The organism is Deltaproteobacteria bacterium, assembly GCA_022340465.1.
GTDB lineage: Bacteria > Desulfobacterota > Desulfobacteria > Desulfobacterales > B30-G6 > JAJDNW01.
Genome location: JAJDNW010000013.1, coordinates 24,164 through 46,468, shown reverse-complemented (window position 1 = coordinate 46,468; position 22,305 = coordinate 24,164). Strand labels below are relative to the sequence as shown.

General features: G+C 55.9%; 20 protein-coding genes and 1 pseudogene. 14 read left to right on the top strand and 7 right to left on the bottom strand.

Annotated features, from left to right (window positions below; all coding sequences use genetic code 11):
* The 5 genes and pseudogenes from LJE94_02385 to LJE94_02365 all read left to right on the top strand — a co-directional run.
* The coding region (locus tag LJE94_02385; GenBank protein MCG6908954.1) for an acetyl-CoA C-acyltransferase at positions 1 to 124 on the top strand (124 nt) is incomplete at its 5' end.
* A 189-nt stretch (positions 125 to 313) separates the two neighbouring features.
* Complete coding sequence (locus LJE94_02380) at positions 314 to 2,137, top strand: hypothetical protein (GenBank protein MCG6908953.1); 1,824 nt, start codon at positions 314 to 316, stop codon at positions 2,135 to 2,137.
* A gap of 223 nt (positions 2,138 to 2,360) precedes the next feature.
* Positions 2,361 to 2,519 (top strand): annotated as a pseudogene (locus LJE94_02375) (3-hydroxyacyl-CoA dehydrogenase).
* Positions 2,520 to 2,583: 64 nt separating this feature from the next.
* Positions 2,584 to 3,777, top strand: coding sequence for an acyl-CoA dehydrogenase family protein (locus LJE94_02370; protein MCG6908952.1), 1,194 nt, complete (start codon positions 2,584 to 2,586; stop codon positions 3,775 to 3,777).
* A gap of 12 nt (positions 3,778 to 3,789) precedes the next feature.
* Positions 3,790 to 4,947, top strand: a complete 1,158-nt coding sequence (locus LJE94_02365; protein ID MCG6908951.1) for an acyl-CoA/acyl-ACP dehydrogenase — start codon at positions 3,790 to 3,792, stop codon at positions 4,945 to 4,947.
* A 234-nt stretch (positions 4,948 to 5,181) separates the two neighbouring features.
* Here the strand turns inward: LJE94_02365 and LJE94_02360 are convergent, their stop codons facing one another.
* The 4 genes from LJE94_02360 to LJE94_02345 all read right to left on the bottom strand — a co-directional run bounded on the left by LJE94_02360 (position 5,182) and on the right by LJE94_02345 (position 8,716).
* Positions 5,182 to 5,739 carry a nitroreductase family protein gene (locus LJE94_02360; GenBank protein ID MCG6908950.1) on the bottom strand — a complete coding sequence of 186 codons (558 nt, stop codon included), beginning with the start codon at positions 5,737 to 5,739 and terminating at the stop codon, positions 5,182 to 5,184.
* Between the two features lie 274 nt (positions 5,740 to 6,013).
* Positions 6,014 to 7,162, bottom strand: a complete 1,149-nt coding sequence (locus LJE94_02355) for an acyl-CoA/acyl-ACP dehydrogenase (GenBank protein ID MCG6908949.1) — start codon at positions 7,160 to 7,162, stop codon at positions 6,014 to 6,016.
* A 42-nt stretch (positions 7,163 to 7,204) separates the two neighbouring features.
* Positions 7,205 to 8,371, bottom strand: a complete 1,167-nt coding sequence (locus LJE94_02350) for an acyl-CoA dehydrogenase family protein (protein MCG6908948.1) — start codon at positions 8,369 to 8,371, stop codon at positions 7,205 to 7,207.
* A 30-nt stretch (positions 8,372 to 8,401) separates the two neighbouring features.
* Entirely contained in the window at positions 8,402 to 8,716 is a 315-nt protein-coding gene (locus LJE94_02345) for an AMP-binding protein (GenBank protein ID MCG6908947.1), read from the bottom strand.
* A gap of 712 nt (positions 8,717 to 9,428) precedes the next feature.
* Here LJE94_02345 and LJE94_02340 point away from each other — a divergent pair.
* The 7 genes from LJE94_02340 (at position 9,429) to LJE94_02310 (ending at position 14,975) form a co-directional block, all read left to right on the top strand.
* Positions 9,429 to 10,208 carry an enoyl-CoA hydratase/isomerase family protein gene (locus LJE94_02340; GenBank protein ID MCG6908946.1) on the top strand — a complete coding sequence of 260 codons (780 nt, stop codon included), beginning with the start codon at positions 9,429 to 9,431 and terminating at the stop codon, positions 10,206 to 10,208.
* Between the two features lie 171 nt (positions 10,209 to 10,379).
* Complete coding sequence (locus tag LJE94_02335) at positions 10,380 to 10,574, top strand: hypothetical protein (protein MCG6908945.1); 195 nt, start codon at positions 10,380 to 10,382, stop codon at positions 10,572 to 10,574.
* A 49-nt stretch (positions 10,575 to 10,623) separates the two neighbouring features.
* The gene (locus tag LJE94_02330; GenBank protein MCG6908944.1) at positions 10,624 to 11,211 is read left to right on the top strand and encodes a metal-dependent transcriptional regulator; all 588 of its coding nucleotides are present in this window, start codon (positions 10,624 to 10,626) and stop codon (positions 11,209 to 11,211) included.
* Between the two features lie 148 nt (positions 11,212 to 11,359).
* A complete protein-coding gene (locus LJE94_02325; protein MCG6908943.1) occupies positions 11,360 to 11,593 on the top strand; it encodes a ferrous iron transport protein A in 234 nt (77 codons plus the stop codon).
* A gap of 1 nt (position 11,594) precedes the next feature.
* Positions 11,595 to 13,808: a ferrous iron transport protein B gene (feoB, locus tag LJE94_02320; protein MCG6908942.1), complete on the top strand. Its 2,214-nt coding sequence runs from the start codon at positions 11,595 to 11,597 to the stop codon at positions 13,806 to 13,808.
* Positions 13,809 to 13,819: 11 nt separating this feature from the next.
* Positions 13,820 to 14,014: a FeoB-associated Cys-rich membrane protein gene (locus LJE94_02315; GenBank protein ID MCG6908941.1), complete on the top strand. Its 195-nt coding sequence runs from the start codon at positions 13,820 to 13,822 to the stop codon at positions 14,012 to 14,014.
* Between the two features lie 187 nt (positions 14,015 to 14,201).
* Entirely contained in the window at positions 14,202 to 14,975 is a 774-nt protein-coding gene (locus LJE94_02310) for a DUF4198 domain-containing protein (protein MCG6908940.1), read from the top strand.
* A gap of 162 nt (positions 14,976 to 15,137) precedes the next feature.
* Here the strand turns inward: LJE94_02310 and LJE94_02305 are convergent, their stop codons facing one another.
* Positions 15,138 to 15,377: a ferrous iron transport protein A gene (locus LJE94_02305; protein MCG6908939.1), complete on the bottom strand. Its 240-nt coding sequence runs from the start codon at positions 15,375 to 15,377 to the stop codon at positions 15,138 to 15,140.
* Between the two features lie 272 nt (positions 15,378 to 15,649).
* Here LJE94_02305 and selD point away from each other — a divergent pair, with 272 nt between their 5' ends.
* Entirely contained in the window at positions 15,650 to 16,699 is a 1,050-nt protein-coding gene (gene selD, locus LJE94_02300) for a selenide, water dikinase SelD (GenBank protein MCG6908938.1), read from the top strand.
* A gap of 38 nt (positions 16,700 to 16,737) precedes the next feature.
* Entirely contained in the window at positions 16,738 to 17,379 is a 642-nt protein-coding gene (locus LJE94_02295) for an HAD-IA family hydrolase (protein ID MCG6908937.1), read from the top strand.
* Between the two features lie 309 nt (positions 17,380 to 17,688).
* Here the strand turns inward: LJE94_02295 and gdhA are convergent, their stop codons facing one another.
* Both gdhA and LJE94_02285 read right to left on the bottom strand, forming a co-directional pair.
* Positions 17,689 to 19,038: an NADP-specific glutamate dehydrogenase gene (gdhA, locus tag LJE94_02290; protein MCG6908936.1), complete on the bottom strand. Its 1,350-nt coding sequence runs from the start codon at positions 19,036 to 19,038 to the stop codon at positions 17,689 to 17,691.
* 191 nt (positions 19,039 to 19,229) lie between these two features.
* A complete protein-coding gene (locus tag LJE94_02285) occupies positions 19,230 to 22,196 on the bottom strand; it encodes a hypothetical protein (protein ID MCG6908935.1) in 2,967 nt (988 codons plus the stop codon).
* Positions 22,197 to 22,305 lie beyond the last annotated feature (109 nt).

Here is a 22,305-nt window from a genome sequence, read left to right as displayed (position 1 = left end):
AACCGGCGTCATGCGCATGGTAACGCTGCTGCACGAGATGAAGCGGCGCGAGGCGGCCTACGGGCTGGAGACGATATGCGGCGGCGGCGGCCAAGGCATTGCCGCTATCGTAGGCAGAGGGTAGCGGCGGGAACATTTCAACTACGAATTCCGAAATCCTATATTGGGGTTGGCGGGTTACTTGGGTTAGTTGGTTACTCGGGCTAGCTGTTTTTTTCGGTTAGTGGTGTAACGCAAGGAACCCAACAAACCCAACAAACCCAATAAACCCAATAAACCCAACAAACCCAACAAACTCAATAAAGAGGCACTTATGGATCCTGCTTATCGAGAGATACTGGAACGACGGTTTTTAAGCGATTTGCCCGAGTGCGGGCAGGACAAGCGAACGTCTCTGTCCGAAGCGATTCGTGAGCACGTGCGCCCGGGCCAAAAGATCTACATGGCCCACACCAATTCCAGGCCCTATGCCCTCATGCACGAGCTGATCCGGCAGCACTGGCAGAAGAAGTCCCAATTTGAAATCGCACTCCTTTCGTTTTGCGATTCCTGTGTGGCCCTGTTCGTCGGCGGCATGATGAAGAAAGCGGTCACGACGATCGCCGGGGATTTGTGGCCGTCGCCTTCGCCGAACCCTTTCGTCAATAAGGCCTGGCGTTCCGGAGAAGTCGAGATCGAGCACTGGAGCATTCTTTCCCTGTACCAGCGGTTGCTGGCCGGCGCCATGCGCCTGCCTTTCATGGCGACCACCTCTCTGGTGGGGTCCACCATGGCCGAGGACAACACGGCCGCGGGCGTATACAAGGAGATCGACGACCCCTTCGGTTCCGGACGGAAGATCGGGCTGGTATCGGCCTACCGGCCGGATGTGAGCTTTCTCCATGTGGCCGCCTGCGACCGTGCGGGCAATGCCATTTTGACGACCCCCATGGGCGAGGGCGCCGTGGGCGCCTATGCGGCCAGGGAGGGCGTGATCCTGTCCGCCGAGAAGATCGTTTCCACAGAATACCTGCGACAGCACAACCATCTGGTAAAAATTCCGGCGAGCATCGTCGAGGCCGTGGTCGAGCTTCCCATGGGCAGCCATCCCCGGGGCCTGACCAACGTGGGGGTAACGGAGCTGACCCAGTACGCGGAAGACTACCACGCCATGTACGAGGTGAACAGGGCCGCCCGGGCGGGCAAAGAGGCGCTGATGGCGTGGATCGATGAGTGGATCCTGTCCTGCAAAACCCACGATGAATATGTCGAGAAGCTCGGGGCGGACCGGATCAAACGGCTGCGGGGCAAGGCCCAGGGGTCGGTGTGGTTTGAAGAGACGCTGGCAGCTTCGAGCGGAGAGGTCGGGGAAAACGATCGCCCCGGCAGCCTGAAGACCGAGAGCGACGATTTCCTGGGATCCGAGATGATGCTGGTGGCTGCCGCACGCACGCAGGCCGACATCATTCGGAGGCTGGGTATTAAAAACGTTCTGGCCGGGGTCGGCGTGGCCAACCTTTCGGCCTGGCTGGCGGTACAGAAGGTTCGCGACGAGGGTGGTGAGGTGGCGGTGATGGCCGAAGTGGGCTATTTCGGGTATCAGCCCAGGCCGGGCGATCCCTACATCTTCAACTTCAAGAACACGCCGACCTGTCTGCAGACGACGGACATCCTCACCATTCTGGGCCAGTTTGTCCCCAACGGTAGGAATCTGGGCTCTCTGGGTGCGGCCCAGGTGGATCGATACGGCAATTTCAACGCCACCTGCATTCCCGGAAAGCTGCACCTGCTGGGGTCGGGGGGCGGCAATGACGTGGCCACGAGCTCCAAGGCGGTGGTGGTGACGGCCTACCTGGGGAAGGAAAAATTCAAACGCGAGATCGACTATATCACCTCGCCGGGAACGAATGTGGTCTGCGTGGTCACCGATTGCGGCATTTTCGAGAAAAAACCGGGCTGCAGCGAGCTGGTGCTGACGGCTTACTACACGGCCGGCCCCACCGCTTTTGACAGCGCCGAAGCGGCCGTGGAGGGGATCCGGGCCAATGTGGCGTGGGATCTCAAGGTCAGCGACCAGCTGACGGCCATCGATGCGCCCACCCAGGAAGAGCTGTACATCCTGAGGTTGTACGACCCGTTCGGGCAGTTCCTACGGTGAAGACAGTCAATGTCATTTTTAATCATACACATTAGAAACATGTACACGCACAGAGGGCGTTAATAACCCAGGTTTGAGGGAAAAGAAACCTGCATCTAAATAGAACTAACTGTTTCTAATGAAAGGAAGGTTGCAATGGAAATCAAGGAAATTCGTGCCGTGGTCACCGGCGGAGCCTCGGGGCTGGGTGCAGCAACGACAAGGGCCATTGCCGCCGGCGCCGGTAATCGAGCGGCTGGCCAAACAGGTTCCCTTTCCGCCGCGCCTGGGAAAAGCCGGCGAGTTTGCCAAGCTGGCCTGCCACATCATCGAGAACACCTACCTCAATGGTGAATCGATCCGTCTGGACGGCGGTCTGCGCATGGGGTTTGGGCGCAAGTAATAGCAACGGATACAACGAGGCAGGCGGAACAATTGCCGCATAAAACAGATGGAGATATGGCTGTATGGATTTTCAATTCAGTGAAAAGGCAATGCAATTGCGTAAGGAGATCCGGCAATTCGTAAAAGAGAACATCCCGCCGGATCAGGTGCCCTACCTCGAGGAGCATGACGACGAAGAGTGGAAATTTGCCCTGGAGACGTCCAGGAAGCTGGCCGAAAAAGGGTGGCTCACGATATCCTGGCCCAAAGAATACGGCGGCATGGGCGCGCCGGAGTGGGAGCGGGCCGTCTATCTCGAAGAGGTGGGATACTGGGGGATCCCCGGATACGGCATGGGTGTCAGCGGCGTCCGCTGGGTGGGGCCCTCTCTGATCCTGTTCGGTTCCGAGGAATTGAAGAAAAAGCATTTGCCGCTGATCTCCTCGGGCAGTGGGGACGGTGTGTGGTGCACCGGCTACAGCGAACCGGATGCGGGCAGTGATTTCGCCAACCTGCAGACCCGGGCCGAAAGGAAAGGCGACGAGTATATCGTCAACGGTCAGAAAGTCTGGATGAGCGCGGCACACCGGGCGCGCTGGTGCTGGCTGGCGGTGCGCACAAACCCGAATGCCGCCCGCAAGCATGACGGGATCAGCATTCTGATCGTGGACATGCAAAGCAAAGGGGTGACCGTCCGCCCCCTGATCAGCTTCTACGGCCACCACATCTTCAACGAGGTCTTTTTCGATGACGTGCATGTCCCGGCGGGCAATCTGGTCGGTATTGAAAACAAGGGTTGGGGCCAGTTGATGAGGTCCCTGGCCTTCGAACGGGGTAACGGCGCCCTGGTCTGCTATGGGGAAAACAAGCGGTTGCTGGATGAGCTGATTCAGTATGCCAAGGAGACCGGCAGCATCGAAAGTCCCCCCATCCGCCAGAAGTTGGCCGATGTCGCCATGGATCTCGAAGCCCTCAAGGTGCTGGCCTACGAATCGGTGTGGAAGATGAGCAAGGGCATTCGCCTCGTCTGGGAACCGTCCAGGGAAAAGGCCCTTCGCGACATGTGCAACGATCAGCTGTCCCGGGTGGGGAGTGAAATCCTGGGGGCCTATGCCCAGGTGGACCCCGTTGAAACCGACAGCAAGTGGTCCAAGCTGCGCGGCATGGTCGAGCGGCTTTACTACCGTTGGACCGGCTATGCCAGTGCCGGGGGCACCACGGACAACCAGCGCAACATTATCGGACAATTCGGCCTGCATTTGCCGAAAGCATATTGATGGGGAGGCGAGATGGTGGATTTTGGATATTCAAAAGACCAGGAGATGATTCGAAAGTCGGTACGGAAGTTCCTCGAAAAGGAGTGCCCCATGGACAATGTACGGGCCCTGAAAACCGATGCCAAGGGATACGATGTCAAGGTGTGGAAGAAGATGGTCGATTTGGGTTTTGTGGGCATGGCCGTATCCGAAGCCTACGACGGCATGGGCGGTGAGTACCTCGAACTGATGATTTTCATGGAAGAGGCCGGGCGCAACCTGCTTCCTTCCCCCTATTTTACCAGTGTCGTCCTGTGCGGCCTTCCCATCGAGCGCTTCGGCAGCGCTGCCCAGAAGGAAAGCTGTCTGCCGGCGATTGCCGACGGCCAGATATGGAGCCTGGCGCTCATGGAGGAGGCCGCCGACTACGAAGCACAGCACATCAATTTGGCGGCCGTTCGAGAGGGGGACGTCTACACGCTGAACGGGACCAAACTGTTCGTTCCTTTTGCCGCCGCGGCCGAAAAGCTGCTGGTGGCCGCCAGAACACAGGCCGGAGAGGATTTGCAGGCGGGAATCACCTTCTTCATCGTCGATAGCGACGCAGACGGCGTTTCCATGGAAATGATTCCCACGGCCGCCGGGGACCAGCGTTACGAAATTCGGTTTGACAAGGTCGTGGTGCCTGCTGAAAACATCATCGGCCGGGCGGACGGCGGATGGGAAATCGTCGAGTACCTCCTGTTGTACGCCGCGGTTCTCAAGTGTGCGGAAATGTCCGGCGGCGCCCAGGCTGTTCTGGAAATGACGCGGCGCTATGCCGCGGAACGCATTCAGTTCGACAAGCCCATCGGATCGATGCAGGCCATTCAGCACCGCCTGTCCAACGCTTTCATCGGGGTTCAGGCTTTGAAGAACCTGGTCTACGAGGCCGCCTGGTACCTGAATGCCGGTTTACCGCGTCCCGATCTGGTCTCCATGGCCAAGGTCAAGGCCAATACCGTTTTTCAGAACACGTGTATCGAGGGGATCACCATCCACGGCGCCATCGGCTTCACCGAAGAGATGGACGTGGGCATGTATCATCTGCGCACCAAGGCGATGGAATTCGACCTCGGCGGTTCGGAATTTCATCGTGAACGCATCATGCGGGAACTGGAGCAACAGGTACCGGATTATCTGAGCTTGTGATGGATGAAGACATGAAATACGAAACGATTCTGTTTGAAAAAGAACAGGGCATCGGCACACTCTGCTTGAACGAACACAATTAGTATCGGAACATAGTTGTGACAACCGGTATAAATTTCCCGTAAGGGCCGGATATAAAAATTCCTAACCCTTCAGTTTGCTGCAGGGTTAGGAATTTTAGTCTTTTGTATAGGAGCGACGTAGTCGCGTTTCATAAAATCGTGGAACACGATTTTATCCTTTGTTGCCGAAACGATCCAGGTGTACAAAATCGGCGATTTCCTTGCGCTTGGGCGCCTTGGGGGACTGATCCGGATAGCCCAAGGGGATGAGGGCCACCTGCTGATATCCATCAGGAACACCCAGAACATCGGCGGCTTTGGCTATGTCGTAGAGCCCCACGATGACCGTTCCGAGCCCAAGGGCCCGGGCGGACAGGCAGAGCGTCTGAACGGCGATGCCGAGATCGAACATATACCAGTCGCCCAGCACGGTGGAAGCCTTGTCTTTGTAAAAGCCGGATGCCTTGAGCTTCGCCGCCACCGCCAGCACTACCGGCGCGTTTCCCACGGCTTTAACCGCCGGGTTGCCTTTGGGGGGCAGGGTCTCCTGAAGGCGCTTTTTTATCTCGGGATCCCGGACGGCGACAATTTCCCAACACTGCAAGTTTGTCCACGAGGGTGACCAGCGCACGGCTTCCAGGATGCGGTTTAGGTCGCTTGTGGATACATCCTTGTCTTGAAATTTTCGAATACTTCTTCTGCCTTCGACGATGTCGAAAAATGATTCCATAAAAAAAGTCTCCTATATTTGTTTGCGTTCATCACCTTATTATTCCGGCAATTAAATATCTCAAATCCGTCATTCCTGCGAAGGCAGGGATCCAGAAAACGATTAGCTATATACCCTGGATCCCCGCCTGCGAGGATGTGTCATTATTCACCACATACTGTTACCAGGAATAATTTTCAGGGCTAAAGCCCTGGCCTACATTGGTACCAGTTTGGTTCTATCCGTCTGTTTACCCCATCATGTAACGCAGGGTTTTAACCCTGCCAAGCTTTTTTTACTTTTTTCCAATCAAAGCCTGGAAAATCAGGTCTTTTTGGGTGTGGCGATTGCCGTCAAGGATATCGGCCGTTTTGGAATCCCGGAAGAAGCGCTCGACGTCGTACTCCTGCATGTAGCCGTAGCCGCCCAGCAGTTGGATGGCCTCATCGGAAACCGCCACGGCCGTTCGTGCGGCATGCAGTTTGGCCATGGCGCACATCCGGGCGTCGGCACTGCCGTTGTCGATGGCCCAGGCCGCCTGATAGGTCAGCAGACGGGCCGCCTCGATCTCGGTGGCCATGTCGGCCAGCTTGTGACGGGTTACTTGAAAGTCAACGATTTTTCTCTTGAACTGTTCCCGCTCCCGGACATAAGCAAAGGCGCGCTCGAAGGCGCCCCGGGCCATGCCCAGGGATTGGGCGGCCGACATCAGGCGGGCGTGGTCCATAAAGGCATTGAACTGACGAAGTCCCCGGTTTTCTTTGCCGATCAGATTGGCGAGGGGAACACGGACCGATTCGAAGCGTACTTCCCCCACAGGGACTTGCCGCTGCCCCAGCCTGGCCCCGCTGTCGGACAGCTGCACGCCCGAGCGTTCGGCTTCCACCAGAATCATGCTGAGCCCCTTTTCCGGCGCGTCCGCATCGGCATCGGTCCGGCAAAGAACGATGTAGATTCCCGCCAGGGGCCCGGCATTGCGCACATAGGTCTTGTGACCGTCGATCGCCCACTGATCGCCATCCTTTACCGCCCGGGTTTCAATGGCCGAGGGACCGGTTCCGCCGGCCTCGGCAGCGGCTACACTGGAGAGCGTCCGGGCATTGGCGATTTTCGGCAGCCAGGTTTCTTTTTGCTTTTGGCTACCGTACTGCAGCAGAATATCGGCACCGTAGCCGGCCTGCGTCAGGCACGCGCCAATCGAAGCATCGCCTTTGCACAACTCCTCGGCAATGATGGTTTTTTCGATGGTCCCCAAGCCTTCGCCCTCATATTTCTCCGGGAAAGCGATCCCCGGAAAACCCAGGTCGCTCGATTTTTTCCATATGGATTCTGGATATCTGTTTTCGCGGATCAGATCGTCGATATTTTCCTTTTTCAATTCTCCGCGGACAAAATCCACCACGGCCTTTTTTATCTGTCGCTGCATGGCATTGAATTGGAACATAAAGCGCTCACTCCTCTTGATCAAGTATTGAAATTCTGGTCCTTATCCGGTCTTTTTGCGATTAAGCAGGCTCCTGGAAATGATCAGCCGCTGGATTTCGTTTGTGCCTTCATAAATTCGATACAGCCGGGAATCGCGCAGGTACATCTCGATGAGGTGCCGGGTCAGAAGACCGTCGGTCTCGAACAGGTCCAGGGCCTTTCCGGCGATCTTGCTGGCCATTTCGGTGGCGAACACCTTGAGCATGGACGCCTCGTGGGTGACATTTTCCCCCTGGTCCCGTTTGACGGCTGCATGGTAGAGCATCTGCCGGGCCGCGTGAATCTGGATGGCCATGTCCGCCAGGTCAAAATTCGCGGACTGCAGGTCATTCGCCGTCTCGCCTCGGTCCATGCGCTGATGCACCCGGTCGATGCAGAGTTCCAGAATTCTCTGGGAACCCCCCAGCGCACAGGCTCCCATGGACAGGCGTCCCTTGTCCAGCACCCGCATGGCCGTGTGAAAGCCCTTGCCCACCATGGATTCTCCACCGATGACGTTCTCTTTGGGAATCCGGCAGTTGGTGAAAATCAACTCATGGGTATGCGACCCTCGCAATCCCATCTTAACATCGGCCGGCCCCACCACCAGGCCGGGCATCTCTTTTTCGACGATGAAGGCGGTTACGCCGCCGCGGGCGCGCTTGACTTCGTCCGTCACTGCGATGGTGGTGAACAACTGGGCACAATCGGCATTGGTGATGAACTGCTTGGTTCCGTTGAGAATCCAGCAATCTCCCTCCAGGACCGCGCTGGTGCGGATGCTGGCTGCGTCGGAACCGGCATCCGGCTCGGTCAGGGCAAAGGCCGTCGTCCACTCACCGCTGGCGATGCGCGGCAGGTATTTTCGTTTCTGGGCGTCGGTGCCGTCGTAGAGGATTCCCACGGAACCGATGCCGTTGCTGGTTCCGATACGCGACCGAATGGATGCGTTGGTCCAGGTCAGGAGCTCGTAGGTCATGACTTCTTCGAGGGTCGTCAGCCCCAGGCCGCCGTATTCCCTGGGGATCGGCATGCCGAAGAGGCCGAGTTTGCGGAGCCGGTCCAAAATAGCTTCCGGAATCTCCCCGTTTCGTTCGATCTGCATCGAAAGGGGCTCCATTTCGTTTTCCATTAAATCGCGGATGGTGCCTCTGAGGGCGGTGTAGGCGTCTGATACGTGATAATTCATTCATTGTCTCCCAATAGTTATTGAGCGGGCTTATAAAAGGTTGACGAGTTCTTTTTTCATGATTTTTCTGAACATGGCGATCATAAATTCCGGGTAGTTTCGGGAAAAGATCGCTATCCGGTCCCCCTTGCGGATGTTGAATCGCTGCACGAGGCCGGCGGCAAATCGTCGGCAAAGGCCGTAGCGATGCTCGTAGGACACGATAAAATTGGCCGACTGGTATACCACGGCCGTCGATTCCGGATAAAACCTGACGCCGGACGCCAGCAGGCGGTGAAGCGGGATTTGCGGCGGCGTGTAATCTTCCAGCGCCGAACGAATGGCTGGGGGTAAAATTGAAACCATGGTTTCCGTTTGAGGACGTTGCGATCGGTGATGCATGCCATGGGTATACGTCCTGTCTTTATCGTTTAATTCCAGAGAGAAAATGTATCGCTTTTAATCACGTCGGAGTCAACAGGCTTTGTCCGAATCGGCGCATAAACGCAATAAACACAACGGTAGATTATTTTCTTCAAGAAGAAAATAATCTACACCCAGACGACAACCGGACGCCTCGTCCTTTAGTTCGGCTGTCGCTGCTTGAAGAATTGGCTGCAGTTGATTAAAACTACATGAATTAATAATTAATAATGTATTAATCCCTCATGGGCTCATGGCGCACGCGTATCGTGATCTGAGATGGCTTGTGGGATAAGATCGACCGGATAGATGGCCCCACGCTCCCCTCGTGGCCTTCATTCCGGCATCAATAGTTTATTATCCAATGAATATAAGATGTTAGGTGTTAACTGGCCGGGCGTGTAGAAAATTGTAAACAATCCATTATAAGATTTTCCGTAGAAAAATCCGTTGAATAGCGGGTGTCATGGTATTCGGATACCTTATGTTGGACAGTGTTTGTACCGGAACATATATATGACAACCGGTATAGAGGTTCGATATTGGAGTTTCCGGTTTATCCGGGTTAGGGTATGGAAGCCGGCGGAAAAAATGTTTCGATCAGTTTAAAATGATAATTAGGTAACCTTTGACAAGACAGAAGATGGAGGTAGCAATGACGTATGAAAATTTACTAGTCGAAGAACAGGAGGGGAATTGTACCATCACCCTCAACCGTCCGGAAACGCGCAATGCTCTGGATATGCAGACATTGTCCGAAATTCGAGAGGCGTTTCGTTTTGTCCGCGCCAATGCCGCTGTAACCACCGTGATCATAACCGGTGCGGGCGGCAAGGCGTTTGCTTCCGGCGCCGATATCCGCGCCCTGAAGCAGCGGGGGGTTCTGGAAACCTTTCACAGTGAAACCCAGACGATATTCAACGAGATCGAATCCACGGGCAAACCCGTGATTGCGGCCATCGACGGATTCGCTTTGGGCGGCGGCTGTGAACTGTCCATGGCCTGTGATATCCGCATTGCCACCGCCCGCTCCAAGCTGGGCCTGCCCGAAGTCAATCTGGGCCTCATTCCCGGCGCCGGCGGCACCCAGCGGCTGCAGCGGTATGTGGGCTTTGGAAAGGCCAAGGAACTGATTTTTACCGGCGCCATTATCGGTGCCGAGGAAGCCGAGCGAATCGGCCTGGTCAACCAAGTGGTGGGCACCCCCGAGGCGTTGATGCCGGCCGCCCTGAAGATGGCCGAGACCATTCGATCCAAGGGACCGGTGGCCGTTGCCATGGCGAAGACGACGATCAATTACGGGGCCGGCACCGATCTCAACTCGGGCCTGATCATAGAGAAGCTGGCTCAGACGGTTCTGTTCGGGACGGAAGACCGCATGGAGGGCCTCGATGCCTTCCTGGAGAAAAGGGCCGCCAAATTCAAGGGACGTTAAGGCGTTTTTTGGGTTTATTGAGCTACTTGAATTGATTGAGTTAGCGAGTAGGGGAGCAAGCACAGCAAACAAGCTGAGCAGCACCCTTCCAGGGTGAAACCAGTGCCGGGCCCTACGGGCCCAGATATCTGCTTGGCAACAATTTTAACATACGGAGAACCTCATGCAAGAATGCTATTTAATCGACGCGATTCGAACCCCCGCGGGCGTTTGAGCCGTCCCAAGAAGAATTTTGTCGGCGAACTGGCCAACGTTCACCCCACCACCCTGGGAGCCACGCTGCTTAACGCCATGCTGGACAGGAACCCCTGTCGCCACCAGCCGCACGTGGGTAAAGAATGCTTGACAGATGATGAAAAGAGATGATAGTTAGGTATATCTAATATGTTTTTATCAAGCTAACAAAAGGGGGCGTATGGCAGCAACCCAAACAAGCGCAAGCGTCGCAAAAAAGCCGCTGACGAGCGTCATGGAGGACTACCTGGAAGCGATATTCAACCTGGACCGGGAGAAGAAATTTGTCCGCGTCAGGGACATTGCCAAACGCATGGACGTCAAGATGCCCACGGTGTCCAGCATGCTCAAAACCCTGAACAGCAAAGGGCTGGTCAATTACGAAAAGTATGAATACGTGGAATTGACCAAAAAAGGGGCGGATATCGGCAAAGAGATGCGGCGCAGGCATGGTATTCTATTGAAATTCTTAATGGAAGTGTTAAAGGCCGAGTTCGATACCGCCGATGAAGAGGCCTGTAAAATGGAGCATGCCCTTGGCCCGGACACCCTGGAAAGCCTCGTCGATTTCATGGAGTTTATCCAGACGTGCCCGCGGACCGGGGAAAATTGGCTGGATTATTTCGAAGAATATCGAAAGCATGGCCATGTCCCCGAAAAATGCCAGGCCCGCAGCGAAGCTTTTTCCTGCGGGTTCAAGGACCAGATCGAAGCTCGCCGGGACACCCGTTCGGAGGCGCAGGCGGACGATGGGAACAAGACGTGCTGACCGGTGAAAGTTGATGGACGGACAGGTAATGGTACGATAACCGCCCTTTGGCCGTGACAGGCAGGGCGGTCGTTTTATGAGCTATAAGTTAGAAATGTCTAACAGTACGTTTGAGGACATAAAGGATATTTGGAGGAACGAATATACCATGAGGCTCAACATGCGTCATATGCAAAAGAATCAGCACGGCATGATCGTGCAGGTAAAAGCCGAAGGGGAGTTGGGTCGGCGCATCCGGGACATGGGTCTGGTTCCGGGTACCGAGATCAAGGTTCAGGGCCGGGCCCCGCTAAAGGATCCGGTGGCCCTGCGCGTCAGGGGCTTTACCCTCACCCTTCGCAACCGGGAGGCCGATTTCATTGACGTAGAGGTGGACGGGTAAAATGGAAGCGACAATCGCTTTGGCCGGCAATCCCAATGCGGGAAAGACGACCCTGTTCAACGCCCTGACCGGCGCCCGCCAGCATGTGGGGAATTATCCAGGGGTCACCGTGGAAAAAAAAGAGGGGATCTATCTGCAGGACGGGGCAAGGATGCACATCGTCGACCTGCCCGGCACCTATTCGCTGACGGCCTACTCCACGGAAGAGGTGGTGGCTCGTGATTTCCTGGTGGATGAAAAGCCCGAGGTGGTCATCAACATCGTGGACGCTTCCAACCTGGAGCGCAACCTGTACCTGACGCTTCAGTTCATGGAAATGGGGCTTCCGGTGGTTCTGGCGCTGAACATGGTGGATGTGGCCAAAGGCAGGGGCATCCAGGTGGACGCGGACAAACTGTCGGCATTGCTGGGCGTGCCGGTGGTGCCGACCATCGCCCGCAGCGGCAAAGGCAAAAAGGAATTGATGGCGGCGGCAGCTGAGATGATCGAGGCGCAAAAGCCCCCCAAATCACTCAACATCAGATACGGCAGTGACGTCGATTTGACCCTGCAGGCCATGGCCGCGGAAATCGAATCGAGCGGCTTTCTGGCCCGACGTTACGACAGTCGCTGGGTCGCCTTGAAATACCTGGAAAACGACGAACAGATTCGTGCGCTCGGTCTGAGTGAGGACAGGCCCCTGGCGGAAAAACTGGAGGCCATGGTGGACAAGCTGTCGGCGCACCTCAAGGGGACGCTGGACACCTATCCCGAGGCGGAAATAGCCGATCATCGCTACGGGTATATAACCTCCATTGTCCGGCAGGGCGTCATTTCTTTTGAGAAAGATCAGGATCGGTTGTTCATTTCAGATAATATCGACAAGGTGCTGACCAATCGGTTTGCCGGCCCATTGATCATGGTGGCCGTGATCATGGGGCTGTATCAATTTACCTTTACCTACAGTGAAGTGCCGGTGTCCTGGATGGAAGCCTTCTTCGGTTGGCTGGGGAAACTCACAGAATGGTATCTGCCGGATGGCCTGTTGAAATCCCTCATCGTTTCGGGGGTCATCGACGGCGTCGGCGGCGTTCTCGGTTTTGTTCCCCTGATCATGCTCATGTTTTTGGGTATCGCTTTTCTGGAAGACTCGGGCTATCTGGCCCGCGTGGCCTTCATGCTGGACAGGGTCTTTCGTTTTTTCGGTCTGCACGGCAATTCGGTCATGCCGTTCATCATATCCGGTGGCATTGCGGGCGGGTGTGCCGTGCCCGGTGTCATGGCCGCAAGGACCCTCCGGTCCCCTCGGGAACGGCTGGCAACCATTTTGACGGCGCCGTTCATGAACTGCGGTGCCAAGCTGCCGATCTTCGCCCTCCTGGTGGCGGCCTTTTTTTCCAAAAACGAAGCCATGGCCATGCTCTCGATCACGGCTGTGGCCTGGCTGGGTGCCCTGCTGGTGGCCCGGCTGCTGCGCTCGACCGTTATCAGGGGTGAGACCACCCCCTTTGTCATGGAGCTTCCCCCTTACCGCCTGCCCACACTGAAAGGCCTCTTGATTCACACCTGGGAGCGCACATGGCAGTACATCAAAAAGGCGGGAACGGTTATCCTGGGTATTTCCATTGTACTCTGGGCGTTGATGACCTATCCCTCCCCGCCGGGTGCGGTGACTGAGCGATTTGCAGCCCAGCGCCAGGCGCTGCTGGCCAAGGCGGACCCTGCCGTTGTTGCCGAGCTCGATAAAGCCAAACGGGAGAGGGCGCTTTCAGCGGCAGCGGAAACCCTCAAAAAAGAACTGGCGCGGATAGACGGCCGTGAAGCCGGGGAGGCGCTGCGCCATTCAGTGGCCGGACGGATCGGCACGGCCCTGGAACGATTGAGTTTTCTGGCCGGTTTCGACTGGCGCACCAACATTGCCCTGTTGGGCGGTTTTGTCGCCAAGGAGGTAGTGGTCTCCACCCTGGGTACGGCCTATTCCCTGGGTGAGGTAGATCCTGAAGCGAGCGGGTCGCTTTCCGCCAGGCTGGCGGCGGCACCCGGTTGGAGCCCGCTTACAGCCCTGAGTATGATCGTCTTCATCATTTTTTACGCCCCTTGTTTTGTGACCGTCATATGCATTGTCCGTGAGGCCGGTTCCTGGAAGTGGGGTGTATTTTCCGTCCTTTTCAACACCGCCATGGCATTTGGACTGGCGGCCGGCGTATTTCAAGTCGGCCGCCTGATGGGTTTTTAAGGAGAGCGGTCATGCAAAACATTATCGTGGTCCTCATTGTCATCATTGCCGCCGTTTACCTGGTTCGCCGGTTCTACCGCGGCGTCAAGCGGCCGGGGAAGGACACGTGCGGCTGCGGCTGCTCCGGTTGTTCGCAGACGACGACCTGTGGGCAGGTGCCGGCGTCATCGACCGGGGAACAAAAAGAGGAAACGGATACCTGTTGACAAACCCATTTCAGGTCGTTAAAAACATACCGAAATCCTGTTCGAAAACAGGCCCTTTGATCTGATAATAACTTAGAAATAATTTAAAACCTACGTCAAGCCGCAACGGATAATGACTCTTATGAAAAGAGGCGCCGTCCATGTGGCTTTTTTATTTACCTTTAGGTGAGCGTTTAAGGAGAGTGAAATGAAAAGATACGTTCAAGTCGTCGTTGCGGCCCTGTTTCTGATGATGTCGGCCGGTCCGGCCATCGCCCATTTCGGCATGCTGATTCCTTCCGACAACATGGTTATGCAGGGAGAGGAGAGAACGGTCCACGTGCAGGCCTCCTTCAGCCATCCCATGGAGATGGTCGGCATGGAACTGGTAAAACCCCATGTTTTTCAGGTGGTTGCCAATGGCACACCCCGGGATATGCTAACGGCGCTCAAGCCCGCCAGGGTCATGGGGCATCCCGCCTGGACACTGGATTATCGGATCAAACGCCCCGGGGTGTACCAATTTTATATGGAGCCGCAGCCCTACTGGGAACCTGCCGAAGACTGTTTTATCATTCACTACACCAAAACGGTGGTAGCCGCTTTCGGCGACGACGAAGGCTGGGGTGAGCCCATCGGTTTGAAGACCGAAATCGTCCCGCTTTCCAAACCGTTCGGGCTTTATGCCGGCAACGTGTTTCAGGGCATTGTCCGGGTCGGCGGCAACGTCGTTCCCTATGCCGAGGTCGAAGTCGAATATTACAATCAGCACAACACCGCCCATGCCCCAACGGACTACATGGTCACCCAGACCATCAAGGCCGATCGGAATGGTGTTTTCACCTATGCCGTGCCGCATGCCGGGTGGTGGGGCTTTGCGGCGCTCAACGAAGCGGATTTTACCTTGAAGACGGCCTCAGGGGAGGAAAAAGGGGTCGAACTGGGAGCCGTGATCTGGGTTCATTTCGAAAGCTGGGAATAGCGGGGTGTCCCGCAACTCGCTTTGGCCGGGATCAAGAAGCTATTAGCCATGTTTGCTTCTATCCATTTGTTTGCCCGATCAGGTAGCGCAGGGTTTTAACCCTGCCAAAAGGGCCATTGACATGCCACCTTTTTCAAGGGTGGTGATTGACTTTCCGGGTAGCTACTCTTCGGATGCCGCAGGTTCGTAATCGACCTCGATGCAGGCGGCTTCTTCGTTGCGCAGGGTGAGGCAGCAGTTGCCGATCCGGCACTGGATGGGGTCGCCGAAAGGGGCCTTGCCGATGACGTCTATTTCCGTTTCCGGCAGGAGTCCCAGATCGAGAAAGCGGCGGCGCATGGGACCGGTGGCGTGGTGGTGGCGTATTCTGGCCCGTTTACCGGGTTGAACATCTTTTAACATGCAGCATCCCCTGCATTGTTCCCGGCATCGCTTTCTTTTTCTAAATCCGCGCATCATCGCAACATTTCCAATCGCTTATCACTCGGCGAATTGCCTACCTACAGGATAAAGTAAGGATGGTCAATAAATATTTCAAGGTTCTAACATTTTTTTATTTGTCTTTGAACCGCGCCGCCGAATGTCTTTTCTGTCTTGTGATTAAGGGCAAAACAGATTATGTTGCCCGTGCGAACAAGGTAATCGCACCGTACCAAAACCACACGAGGGGATGTATGAAACGTTTACAGGAAACCCGCTTGACCGGAACGGTCGCCGGGGCCGGCTGAGCCTCCAAGCTGAGTCCGGGGGACCTGGACAAAGCGTTGTGCGGCATGGTGTTTCCCGCCGACGAGAACGTGATTATCGGGCTGGAGCGGGCCGACGACGCCGGTGTTTACAAAATTGCGGACGACCTGGCGCTGATTCAGACGGTCGATTTTTTTACGCCCATCGTGGACGATCCTTACTGGTTCGGGCAGATCGCAGCGGCCAACGCGTTGAGTGATGTCTATGCCATGGGCGGCACGCCGAAGACGGCCATGAACCTGGTGGCCTTCCCCGTCAAGGAGATGGACCTGTCCATCCTGCGGCAGATTATCCAGGGCGGCATCGACAAGATGAAAGAGGCCGGGGTGGTCCTGTTGGGCGGGCACAGCATCGAAGACAAGGAACTCAAGTACGGCCTCTCCGTGACCGGCGTGGTTCACCCGGATCGGGTTCTGGCCAAAAAAACGCTGCGGCCCGGTGATAAACTGGTGCTGACCAAGCCTTTGGGTACCGGCATCATCAACACCGCCGTCAAGGCGGGGATGGTCTCTGCGGAACTGACCGACAGGGTGACACACCTGATGGCCGCCTTGAACCGTTATGCCGCGGAGATCATGATGGATTTCGATGTCAGCGCATGTACGGACGTGACCGGTTTCGGGCTCCTGGGGCATTTGGCCGAAATGATCGAAGGCTCGGGCACCGGCGCAAAGATCGATGCTCAACGGGTGCCGGTCATCGCGGAGGCTCTCGATTTCGCCGCCATGGGCATGATCCCCGGCGGTGGCCACAACAACCGGTCGTTTCGTGAGGCCATGGTCGTCTTCGGTGACGACATCCCCCGTTCCCTGCAGGATGTTCTCTTCGATCCTCAGACATCCGGGGGGCTGCTGATCAGTGTAGATCCGAATCAGGCGCATTCACTGGTGACTGCCTTGAAAGAGGGCGGGGTGGAAGATGCGGTGGTGATCGGCGACGTCGTGACCGATACCCGCGAGATGATAACGGTCGGGTAGCCGCCCATATCCGGATCGGAAAAGAGGACGTGAACGCTATGATCAAGGCCATTCTCTGGGATTTCGGAGGGGTCATCACCACCAGCCCCTTCGAAGCGTTCAATCGTTACGAGGAACGCCACAACATCCCCAGGAATTTCATCAGGGGCATCAATGCAACCAACCCCACGACAAACGCCTGGGCCCAATTCGAGAGCAGCCGGATCGACATGGATGCCTTCGACCGGAAATTCGAGGAGGAGTCCCGCCTGCAGGGCCACGCTATTCCGGGAAAGGACGTTTTGGCCCTGTTGTCGGGAGCTGTCAGACCGCGGATGGTGGACGCTTTGAGGCAATGCCGGCGGCATTTCAAAACCGGGTGCCTCACCAATAACATGAAGGCGGGTGAAGGCGCCGCGATTCCCCAGACAAACCGACAGAAAGCACAGTTTTTGGAGATCATGGCCCTTTTCGACGAGGTCATCGAGTCGAGCCTCGAGGGGGTGCGCAAGCCGGACCCGGAAATCTACCGCATCGCCCTGTCCCGGCTGGACGTAAACGCCGAAGAGTGTGTATTTCTGGACGATCTGGGCATTAACCTCAAACCTGCTCGGGCCATGGGTATGCAAACGATCAAGGTGCTGGGGGTCGATCAGGCGTTGGAAGCATTGGGGACATCCACCGGGCTTTCATTTGCATAAAAAAGAAACTCCCCGAAGGAACGCCGGGGAGTTTTTTTCTATGGTATTTGTCAGAATACCGTTTCGTACGCCCTAAGCGGGTGGAGGGTTTATTTTTCAAAGCGCCATATCAAACCAAGGCATAACCTGTGCCCGCCGGATTGATGATGAAAAAATGCAGATTTTTAATAAAGTCTGACAGCGGAAACATCATCAATCCGTCAGGGCACTACGACAGCTGTGCAGAATATTGATGATATGGTGCCTTGAAAAATAAACCCCCCACCGTCCAATCCAAAGTTGAAACGGAACATATATAGGGCAAATGCTCTATACCAGCCCTTGATCCAGCATGGCGTCCACCACCTTGACAAATGCGGCGATATTGGCCCCGTTCATGTAGTTGCCCGGCGTGCCGTACTGTTCGGCCGTGTTCATACAGGTTTTGTGGATGCTGATCATGATCCGGTGCAGCCTCTCATCGACCTCCTTGCGAGACCAGCCCAGGCGCATGCTGTTCTGGGTCATTTCCAGCCCGGAAACAGATACACCGCCGGCGTTGGCCGCCTTTCCGGGGCCGTACAACAGTTTATTTTCGATAAATATTTCGATACCTTCGGGAACCGTGGGCATGTTGGCGCCCTCGGAGACGGAAGACACCCCGTTGTTGACCAGGTTCTGGGCGTCCTTGGCGTTGATTTCGTTCTGGGTGGCGCTGGGGAAGGCGCAGTCGGCCTTGTGGTCCCACAAGGGGTTGTGGCCCAGGGCCGGGTCAACCGCCGTGTAGACGGCATGGGGGTATTTTTCGGCGTATTCCTTTACCCGGCCGCGGCGGACATTCTTGATCGTCATCAGGTAGGCCAGCTTGTCGCGGTCGATGCCTTCCTCGTCGTAGATATAGCCGCTGGAATCGGAACAGGTGATCACCTTGCCGCCCAGGTCCAGTATTTTTTCGATGGTGTACTGGGCCACGTTTCCCGATCCCGATACCAGGCAGGTTTTGCCGTCCAGCGACATGTTTCTGGTCTTGAGCATTTCGGAAGCAAAGTAGACCGAACCGTATCCGGTGGCTTCCGGCCTGATCAGGCTGCCGCCCCAGCTCAGACCCTTGCCGGTTAAAACCCCGCTGAATTCATTGTGCAGTTTTTTGTACATGCCGAACAGGAAACCGATTTCCCTGGCCCCTACCCCGATGTCGCCGGCGGGCACGTCCGTGTTGGGGCCGATGTGGCGGAAGAGTTCGGCCATGAAGCTCTGACAGAAGCGCATGACCTCGTTGTCGGACTTTCCTTTGGGGTCGAAATCGGACCCGCCCTTGCCGCCGCCCATGGGCAGGGTCGTCAGGGCATTTTTAAAGACCTGTTCGAACGCCAGAAATTTCAGGATGCCCAGGTTGACGGACGGGTGAAACCGCAAGCCTCCCTTGTAGGGGCCGATGGCGCTGTTCATCTCGATGCGAAACCCGCGATTGACCTGGACGTTGCCCTTGTCGTCCATCCAGGGCACCCGGAACATGATGACCCGTTCCGGCTCAACGATTCTTTCCATCACTTTGGCCTGACGGTACTCGGGGTTGCGTTCGATGACCGGTTCGATCGATTCCATGACCTCGGTTACGGCCTGGTGAAACTCAGGCTGGTCCGGGTCCCTGGTTTTTACGAGCTGTACAATGTCGGACATGGTGTTTCCCTCCATAGCTAATGAAATTGGTGTACTGGCGTATTGGTGCATCGGCGTGCTGGAATGCACCAACGGTGGCAGAACGGGATTTTTACATTCAGCCAACCATCACTCCCACACGCCATTCCTCCACTTTGATTGAAATGATTTTTCGTTTATTGCTATCCCTCCTCCCGGAATGACAGCCGCATTCACACGTAGATGACACAGCACGATTTCCTGCCATCGACTTTAATCGTCATGGCCTGGTCAAGCTTTACGTGGGCAACATGCTTCAGGGCATGCCTGATCGGGACGGCAGCCAGCCACTCCCAATCAAAAAAATCGTCGGTTGCATGGGTGATGTTGATGTAGTTTATGCCCATGGTAGTAATGTTGTGAAAAAAGTGCGATCCCTGGGATGGTTCGGCCTTGATCAGATCGGAAGTGGTTTCGACAATGGCGCCGACACCACTGATGTCGGCCCATCCAACCGGTATTCCCAGCCATTGATCCGCGGAGCCCCACCGCCCGGGTCCGACAAGCAGATACTTCCTTTTCTTTTGCAAAAGGATTTTGTTCATTTCACCGATCTCTCGTGCGATCGCGATCGTATTGGCGGGGTCGAAAACATCCGGTTTGACATAGACCACATCCGTGATCTCTTTATTTACGGCATTTCCCAGGGCTTTGTGCGAAATACAGAAGGCCTTCTTGCGTTCTTCCTCATGAATGTCTACGGTTTCCAGTTCCGCCCGGGCGGTCATGGGCCTGAGCTGGAGAACGGCAAACTCCGGTTTGCCGTCGTCCCCCTGACTGAGGTTGACAGAGAATTCCAGCTCTACGGGGCAGCCCATGCCCTCTTCGCCGATGGATAGAAATTCGGAAAGGATATCTGCCAGGGGGAAAGCGTTGTACTTGAGTGTTTGGGCGAAGGTCACCACCCGGTGTCCGGGAACGTGTACGGTGTCCCGGATGCGGTGTTCGGCCGGGATGTAGGTGGATGATTGCATGGCCACCGCCGGCTCCTTTTCGGCATCCGAAATTTCCCTTTTCTCCAGATTCTGACTGTCGTTGATGCCCAGAAGGGGGCAGTCGTTGTTCAGTCTCAGCGAGTAGAAAAAACGCTGGGAATTTTCCAGGATATCCTCCACGGTCGAGCGCTGTGGCAGCAGTTGAGGGTAGCGGGGGGAAAACCGCAGGGTTTTTTCGCCCTCCACAACCATTTTCCCCAGGCCGATGGCAATGGTGGCAATGCCTTGCTCCGGCTTCATGTGCGAAAAGGGGTAGTAGTTGTGGGACTGGGCCACTCCCGAAATGGCAGGGTAAAAATGGCCGTCGTAGTTTCTGCCCACCATCTTCTGAATGATGACGGCCATTTTCTCCTCTTCGGTTCGGTGCCCCACCCGTTGTGAAAAGGATTTCGGCCCGTGAAAGTAGGTGGAGGCATACACGAGTTTGATGGCGGTCAGCAGGTGCTCGAGTCGCATGCTGAAATCCGCGCAGTCGTTTGGCAGCATGTAGGTCCGATAGAGGCCGGCATAGGCCCTGAACTGGGCATCCTCCAGCAGGCTCGAAGAACGGATGGCAATTGGGTAGTCCACCTTTTTCATGTAGGCGATCAGGTCCTCTTTTATCCATCCGGGTATGTCGGCATCGAGGAAAATCTGAGCTATTTTTTCATCCGGTATGTCGCTGTTGGCCAGGTTGATCAGCTTGTTGTTCTCGATGAAAGCATCGAAGCCCTCGGTCGTCACAACCAGTGATTGGGGGACGATGATGCGGGCTTCCGGATGCCTGGCATGCAGGTCGGTCTTGTGCTGCAACAGGCTGGAGGCAAAGGCCAGGCCTCTGGCCTTCCCTCCGAGGGAGCCTTTGCCCACTTTAAAGAATTCGGTTTCGAGATCGAAGTCGTGGGCTTCGAAATTGACGATAATGCCTTTTTGGCGCCTGCTGCGGCGTTCGCGAATGGTGGAAACAAGCCACTCGCGCATGTCGCGGGGGTCATTTGAAAAATCGTCAAAAGTGGCCGGACGCAGCTTAGACGCCAGTACAATTTCCGTACGTGCGAACAGCCAGCGTGAGAAGTCGTTTCTGCTGGCATGCATCAGGAAGGACTCATCTGGAATGGCCTGAATCTTTTTTTCCAGGGTCCTGAGATTGGAGGCCCGGTCTATTTCCCGGCCGTTTTTGTCACGGAAGATGAAATCACCGAACCCGAGGTGGTCGATGAAGAAATTGTGAACCTCGGCGTGCAGGGCCGGTGAGTTTTTGTCCACAAAAAAAGCGGGAATGGGTTTTGCTTTTTTTGCATTTAAAGGTTCCGAGCTGGTGAGCAGCAGCGGTATATCCCAACGGTCGTCTTTTATTTTGGAAAGCAGTTGCACCCCCGCATCGGCACACAGATGTCCGTTCTTGGGAAAACGCACGTCCGAGATGACGCCGATGATATAGGGTTTGTACTTTTCGTATATCTCGATGGCTTCATCGTAGTTTTCGGCAATCAGAATCTTGGGACGAGCACGCATGGCAAGGAGTCGATGCTCCTCGTTCAGGCCCTCTTCCATAACCGCCTGGGTTTGACTCACGAGTTCCCGATACAGGATGGGGAGCAGGGACGAGACGTAAAGGGGGGAGTCTTCCACAAACAGGATCACCCGGATGCCTGCCGACTGGGTGTCGCGTTCGACATTCAACCGGTCCTCGGCACTTTTGATCAAGGCCACGAGAATGTCGGTGTTGCCGGACCAGACAAAGGCCCGGTCGACCCCCTCCGGTTTGGTGTCGCCGGGGTAGAATTCCACCGAGGTGATGGCGCTGTGGGCGAAAAGGACGACCGGCAGACTGGGGTCCCTCTGCTTGATTTGCTTGGCGAGGGCAAGGCAGTCCATGTCGGCCACCCGCGGCATGGTGATCACCATGTCGAACTTTTTTTCATCCAGGGCCTTCAGCGCTTCGTCCGCCATAGACACCCAGGTGAGCCGAGGCGGGTTGCTGAGGTTCAGGCCCCTGTATTCGTGGATGATTCTCTCCGAAAGCCGGACATCCTCTTCCATGATCCAGGCATCGTAGGGCGTCGAAACCAGCAGGACGTCCCGGACCTTGTTGGCCATGAGCTCGTGAAACAGTTTGAAACGCGCATCGAAATCCTTGATGAATGTACCGATGTCCAGCGCCACGCTTTCCGGCCTCCTAAAAAAAAATTTGAGGATTCAGGGGGCCAAGGGGTCGCGAAAAAATCAGCTTACAGGTCATAGCTCATAGCTGATAGCGGACTATGAGCTAAGT

Bases quoted from the DNA above. Each gene is read 5' to 3' on its own strand.
- LJE94_02380 (MCG6908953.1), top strand. From the start codon at position 314: ATGGATCCTGCTTATCGAGAGATACTGGAACGACGGTTTTTAAGCGAT.
- LJE94_02370 (MCG6908952.1), top strand. From the start codon at position 2,584: ATGGATTTTCAATTCAGTGAAAAGGCAATGCAATTGCGTAAGGAGATC.
- LJE94_02365 (MCG6908951.1), top strand. From the start codon at position 3,790: ATGGTGGATTTTGGATATTCAAAAGACCAGGAGATGATTCGAAAGTCG.
- LJE94_02360 (MCG6908950.1), bottom strand. From the start codon at position 5,739: ATGGAATCATTTTTCGACATCGTCGAAGGCAGAAGAAGTATTCGAAAA.
- LJE94_02355 (MCG6908949.1), bottom strand. From the start codon at position 7,162: ATGTTCCAATTCAATGCCATGCAGCGACAGATAAAAAAGGCCGTGGTG.
- LJE94_02350 (MCG6908948.1), bottom strand. From the start codon at position 8,371: ATGAATTATCACGTATCAGACGCCTACACCGCCCTCAGAGGCACCATC.
- LJE94_02345 (MCG6908947.1), bottom strand. From the start codon at position 8,716: ATGGTTTCAATTTTACCCCCAGCCATTCGTTCGGCGCTGGAAGATTAC.
- LJE94_02340 (MCG6908946.1), top strand. From the start codon at position 9,429: ATGACGTATGAAAATTTACTAGTCGAAGAACAGGAGGGGAATTGTACC.
- LJE94_02335 (MCG6908945.1), top strand. From the start codon at position 10,380: ATGCTATTTAATCGACGCGATTCGAACCCCCGCGGGCGTTTGAGCCGT.
- LJE94_02330 (MCG6908944.1), top strand. From the start codon at position 10,624: ATGGCAGCAACCCAAACAAGCGCAAGCGTCGCAAAAAAGCCGCTGACG.
- LJE94_02325 (MCG6908943.1), top strand. From the start codon at position 11,360: ATGAGGCTCAACATGCGTCATATGCAAAAGAATCAGCACGGCATGATC.
- feoB (MCG6908942.1), top strand. From the start codon at position 11,595: ATGGAAGCGACAATCGCTTTGGCCGGCAATCCCAATGCGGGAAAGACG.
- LJE94_02315 (MCG6908941.1), top strand. From the start codon at position 13,820: ATGCAAAACATTATCGTGGTCCTCATTGTCATCATTGCCGCCGTTTAC.
- LJE94_02310 (MCG6908940.1), top strand. From the start codon at position 14,202: ATGAAAAGATACGTTCAAGTCGTCGTTGCGGCCCTGTTTCTGATGATG.
- LJE94_02305 (MCG6908939.1), bottom strand. From the start codon at position 15,377: ATGTTAAAAGATGTTCAACCCGGTAAACGGGCCAGAATACGCCACCAC.
- LJE94_02295 (MCG6908937.1), top strand. From the start codon at position 16,738: ATGATCAAGGCCATTCTCTGGGATTTCGGAGGGGTCATCACCACCAGC.
- gdhA (MCG6908936.1), bottom strand. From the start codon at position 19,038: ATGTCCGACATTGTACAGCTCGTAAAAACCAGGGACCCGGACCAGCCT.